General features: G+C 46.3%; 6 protein-coding genes and 1 pseudogene. 1 reads left to right on the top strand and 6 read right to left on the bottom strand.

The window, feature by feature from the left end; translation table 11 throughout:
* The 4 genes and pseudogenes from Q0241_RS07050 to Q0241_RS07065 form a co-directional block, all read right to left on the bottom strand.
* Window positions 1-507: pseudogene (locus tag Q0241_RS07050) on the bottom strand (hypothetical protein); the annotation flags it as partial.
* A 243-nt stretch (window positions 508-750) separates the two neighbouring features.
* Window positions 751-1,119, bottom strand: a complete 369-nt coding sequence (locus Q0241_RS07055) for a hypothetical protein (protein ID WP_299375228.1) — start codon at window positions 1,117-1,119, stop codon at window positions 751-753.
* A 90-nt stretch (window positions 1,120-1,209) separates the two neighbouring features.
* Entirely contained in the window at window positions 1,210-2,028 is an 819-nt protein-coding gene (locus Q0241_RS07060) for a VOC family protein (protein ID WP_299375230.1), read from the bottom strand.
* Between the two features lie 31 nt (window positions 2,029-2,059).
* A complete protein-coding gene (locus Q0241_RS07065; protein WP_299375232.1) occupies window positions 2,060-2,554 on the bottom strand; it encodes a globin family protein in 495 nt (164 codons plus the stop codon).
* 362 nt (window positions 2,555-2,916) lie between these two features.
* On the opposite strand from Q0241_RS07065, the gene Q0241_RS07070 reads away from it, so the two are divergent.
* Window positions 2,917-3,729, top strand: a complete 813-nt coding sequence (locus Q0241_RS07070) for a DUF2189 domain-containing protein (RefSeq protein ID WP_299375235.1) — start codon at window positions 2,917-2,919, stop codon at window positions 3,727-3,729.
* A gap of 68 nt (window positions 3,730-3,797) precedes the next feature.
* Here Q0241_RS07070 and Q0241_RS07075 read toward each other — a convergent pair whose 3' ends face one another.
* On the bottom strand, window positions 3,798-4,319 hold the full coding sequence (locus Q0241_RS07075) for a cupredoxin domain-containing protein (RefSeq protein ID WP_299375238.1): 522 nt from the start codon (window positions 4,317-4,319) through the stop codon (window positions 3,798-3,800).
* A gap of 7 nt (window positions 4,320-4,326) precedes the next feature.
* Window positions 4,327-4,726, bottom strand: a 400-nt coding sequence (locus tag Q0241_RS07080) for a DUF4142 domain-containing protein (RefSeq protein ID WP_299375240.1), incomplete at its 5' end; no start/stop codon positions are given.

Genomic DNA, 4,726 nt, shown 5'->3' on the forward strand with positions numbered 1-4,726 from the left:
TGCTGATTCATTACTGACAATGGTGTTGAGTTTTTTATCCCAAAGTACCGGAACACTCACCCGCCCTGTATAGGTTGGATCAGCCGCGGTATAAATTTCACGCAAAAAGGATTTACCGAACAGATGATCGGGATATCCGCCCTCAATATCCCCGGCAATATCCCCAGCAACATCGGTAAATTCCCATCCATCATCTTGCAGAACCGGGTTCACCGTTGAGACAGAAATCGCATCTTCCAACCCCTTGAGCGAGCGCATAACCAAAGTGCGGTGCGCCCAAGGACAGGCATCACTGACATAGAGGTGGTAACGGCCCGCTTCGGGTCTGAATTTTATGTTCTGTTCATTTGTCCCATTTTCATCAGCAGCACTTGTTCCATCACGGCCAACGCTTTTCGGCACGATCCAGTGACGGAACGATGTTTCCTCGCGGCGATACTGCCCATCTTCGGATGCCTTGATATCTTCTTCACGGGTCCAGATACCATTGATCAATTTGCCGGGCATATTACCAGTTCCTTTTGCGATATCGCCGATACACTTATCCAAAGCAGGTATATGAACCGAAGGTGGATAAGAATAGTCCGCGCGATTAAGTCATTTCCAAAAATTTGGCTGTGGGTTGAGGTTTTATTTTTGCCATCAACCCACGGCGCCTTTCTTGATTAGAAATATGACCCCAGCAAACAATCAGAACAAGTTAGGTAAATTCAAACTCATTGTCTCAAAAATAGAACAATATAACTTTCCCTAATCATCGTTTTTGCGGTTATTATTTATCAGAATGGCCTGATCTATATAATACCTGATGACATCTTTATTCAGTTGGTGAAGCGGTAAAACACGCATGGCTTTCCCCGCGCCCTGCAAAAGCCCTAGATCATCTTTCATACGTGCGCCCTTTAAGAAGCCCAGATCGATGCCATAGGGCATGGTCCGCATATGACAAATATTACCCGCGGCTGTGTTACGCACAGATGAGGCATCTGAGCTTTTATAGGCATAGGTGGTAATGCGCTCTTTCCTGATTTCCAACATCCCGGCAAAGGAAAGCAGATATTCACGAGCGGAAAGGAACAGATCTTTGTGATCAGACTTCAGGTCGGCATCAAATTGCATGTTAAGGTTCCCATTAAAAGATGGGCTTATCTATAACACCGACCTACTGACAGCATTTTGTCAGGAGCTTTAAACAATACTTTTACGAGATTAAATTATCGACATGTCGGTTAAGGTCACTTTGCGCTCAACAGAACCAGCCTTCCCATTCAAAGTTTCATCATCAAAAGAAAAACCGTCAAAACCGGCTTGATCCATCGGTGTTTGTGAAATCTGCACTGCCGAATTTTCCCAGTGCTGTAGCTCAATCAAACTATAGGGGCGGCGCCAAAGCCATTCGCGATTGGCCACGGCTTTCAGATCCGGGTCAGGCAGCGCTTCGTTATTCCAGCTGTAAAAATAGAGGCAAAACCCTCTGTCATTTACTGGCTGGATCGACATCAGACGCATCCCCAATTTATTTTCGAAATAATCACGCGCCGTAACAAGGTCAGTCACACGCAGGGTAATATGCGCCAAAATAGCCTGATCAGCGATGGCATGGCTTGACGCAAGGGAACCAAGATCAAGAGCTTCTGCATTTCCCTCAAATCCCTGTTGCAACAATTCGATCTGAAAACCCTTGGGATCGGTCATCTTGGTCATATAGCCAATATCCCTGAACTGGATGGGATCGTTTAGGGGTATGCCTCTGCCTCGCAAATAATTGACGGCGTCATCCAGGTTCTTGAGGGTAATACCGATTTTCCAATAAAAATCATGTGTCCCCGCACAATAGTCAGAGACATCAGCTTTTTGAAATACAAGACTGTTCTGGGATTTGTCAAAGCTGAAAGCAATGCGATCAGCATCACGATGCACAACTTTCATCCCCAGAAAATCAGCATAAAACTCAGCAAGACCTGTAAAATCAGGTACTCGAAAATATGTCCCCGTTATTCGCTTCACCATCCCCCCCAAGCCAGGCATTGTTAATGTTTGCTTATTGAACGACTAATATTCAAGCTTCCAAATTTTGACGTTTTTCCAGCTCTGGTATCTTTTGATAAGCTTGTGCGAGGAACTCCAGAAAAACGCCGTCAAATTCATGATTTTTAGACGCCTCAATCATCACAGAGGCAAGCGTTTGATATGTCTCAGTCCAGGCAACTTTGACTTCGGCAGTAAAATCGGGGCCTAACCCCTTTTCCAACGTCCAAAGCAGCGCGTTGGCCACAGTGGCATAATCTGCTTCTTTCACACCATAGCCCGCATGCTTGGCCCCAAGCTTTTGCACCGTTGGTATAATTTTTTCCAAATTATTCAAACTGGCAACAGCAACACCAATAACGGCCATCAACTTGCGTCCCTGTTCTTTCATATCGCCCTTGAAAAGGCGTTTAAGGGATGGATCAAGCTCAAACAAACGACCATAAAAAAGCTCCGCAGCCTGCTCACTGATTGCCGCAACCGACTTAAAAGTCTTTTGAACCAGAGCAACTTGTTTTGGCGTCATAGCTTCATCCTTTTATCAGCATTCAACAAAGATGACTTTACCCTCTCACAAAACAATGAATATCAGGTGAAGAATATTTGATTAAATATGCAATTTAAGATTGCCAAAACAATCATCAAGATTGATTTCACCTGAACAATGTCCCCAACACTCCCGCACAAGGTGACGGCGGTGCTCTTTTCGTGTAATATACGCAACAGATAAGCGGATAGCGGCCCTATGGGGTGGTGTCATAAACCGTCTTTGAGGAATGGCAGATTGTTTGTTCCTTTCCTTCTGATCGGTTTTTTCTGTCGCCTAGCTGTAAAGTTGTATCAAGTTGTCTGTGCTGTTCGCGAACCATTGGTTCAGGAGAAAAGCTTATGCCAAAGACTGCAACGCAATATGATCCCGTCGCCCATCTGGAAAGGGACGCCGTAAAAAGCATTCCCAAAATCAATAAAATTAGCGTCGAAGATCTTATGGATGTTCTCGCCAAGGGGCTGAATGATTTCAAACACAGGCCCAGCCATGTTCTGTTGTTGGCTATTATCTATCCCATCATCGGTCTTTTGGCCGCCCGCATGACCGCCGGGTATGACATTATCCCCCTCGCCTTTCCCATCGTATCCGGCTTTGCCCTGTTGGGTCCCATCGCCGCGTTAGGTCTCTACGAACTCAGCCGCCGTCGGGAAAAGGGGATGAGCTTGGCTTGGCGTCACGTCTTTAATATTTGTCATTCCCCCGCCATCGGATCGATCAGTGCACTGGGTATATTACTAACAGTTATCTTTCTGGTCTGGCTGGTCACCGCACTTATGCTTTTCAACACGCTTTTTGGCACCACTGAAATCACGTCAATCGGTGTCTTTATCGGTCAAGTCCTGACAACACCCGCGGGGTGGAACCTTATCCTTATCGGCTGTGGCGTCGGGTTTATCTTTGCCGTTGTCGTGCTTGCCATCAGCGTGATTTCCTTCCCCATGTTGCTGGACAAAGACATCAGCGCCGCTTTGGCCGTGCAAACATCCGTCAAAGTAGTGATGACCAACCCTATCCCCATTGCAGTGTGGGGCGCCATTGTTGCGGGTTCAATGCTGATCGGGTCGATCCCCTTCTTTGTCGGACTATGCGTGGTCATGCCTGTGTTGGGTCATTCCACATGGCACCTCTATCGCAAGGTGGTCGCAGAGTAGATCCTTAAATAATTCCCTTAAAAGCCTGAGCCACTAACCTTGAGAAATGCGGCTCAGGTTTCCTGTTTTTATTTTAAGCGAATTTCGCCTCTCATATGGGGATGGAAAAGACAATAATATTCGCCGGCCATGCCTTTGGTGACGGTCAGCGTGCGGCGCTGATTCAACGCAAGCTCTTGCGTATCCCAACGTCCATCAAGCGCGGTTGCCGTATGCGGGCTGATATCACGATTTATCCAACGGATTTTGTCACCAAGACAGACGTCGATGACTTCGGGCACAAAAACCAGATTATGAATTTCCACTGTATGTTCCCGGATCTGGTCTGCCGCTTGCCCCAGATGAGAAAACCCCGACAGAGCACCACCCCCAGCGGTTATTCCCGACCAGAAACGGGCTGGTGCAACAATTCCCGTCGTTGCACCAGCAAAACTCATTGCACCTGCTAAGAAAGACCGCCGTCCCATCAAAAATTTTGATTGAAAGTAAGCTTCACACTTCGCAGAAGACTTTGGCCCTAAACTTTGCTTAGACCGGTTAATCTTTTGATTTTTTGGCGAAACACCACCTTTGATCACAGGACTTTTCATCACGGCCTCACTTTAACTTCTTGACCATCATTTCTGCATGACCTTCATGAACCTTGAATATTTCAAGACCTTTTTGAAACAGGGCTTTTACTTCTTCATTTTCGATATTGGGAATAAAGCTATGCTCAACCAGTTCATTGACAGCCTTGTGATAGGCCAATTCATTCGCGGCATAGGCTCGATCAAATTCAACACCACGCAGAGCAGTAAGATCAGCGATGATCTTTTCAGAATTGTTATTCAAGGTCTGACTTAGAAAATTATCCTGTGCCTGAGCATCTAGTTTGTCGAGGAGATCAAGCGCAGCCTTGTTAACTGCTTCATGATCCCGGATCATAGTTTGGGCAAATTTCCTCTCCTCTGGATTATCAGACAGGGCAAGAGCCAAATGCGCATATTTGATATCA

It is taken from the genome of uncultured Kiloniella sp., from assembly GCF_937128705.1.
Classification (GTDB): domain Bacteria; phylum Pseudomonadota; class Alphaproteobacteria; order Kiloniellales; family Kiloniellaceae; genus Kiloniella.

Bases quoted from the DNA above. Each gene is read 5' to 3' on its own strand.
- Q0241_RS07060 (WP_299375230.1), bottom strand. From the start codon at position 2,028: ATGCCTGGCTTGGGGGGGATGGTGAAGCGAATAACGGGGACATATTTT.
- Q0241_RS07075 (WP_299375238.1), bottom strand. From the start codon at position 4,319: ATGAAAAGTCCTGTGATCAAAGGTGGTGTTTCGCCAAAAAATCAAAAG.
- Q0241_RS07055 (WP_299375228.1), bottom strand. From the start codon at position 1,119: ATGCAATTTGATGCCGACCTGAAGTCTGATCACAAAGATCTGTTCCTT.
- Q0241_RS07070 (WP_299375235.1), top strand. From the start codon at position 2,917: ATGCCAAAGACTGCAACGCAATATGATCCCGTCGCCCATCTGGAAAGG.
- Q0241_RS07065 (WP_299375232.1), bottom strand. From the start codon at position 2,554: ATGACGCCAAAACAAGTTGCTCTGGTTCAAAAGACTTTTAAGTCGGTT.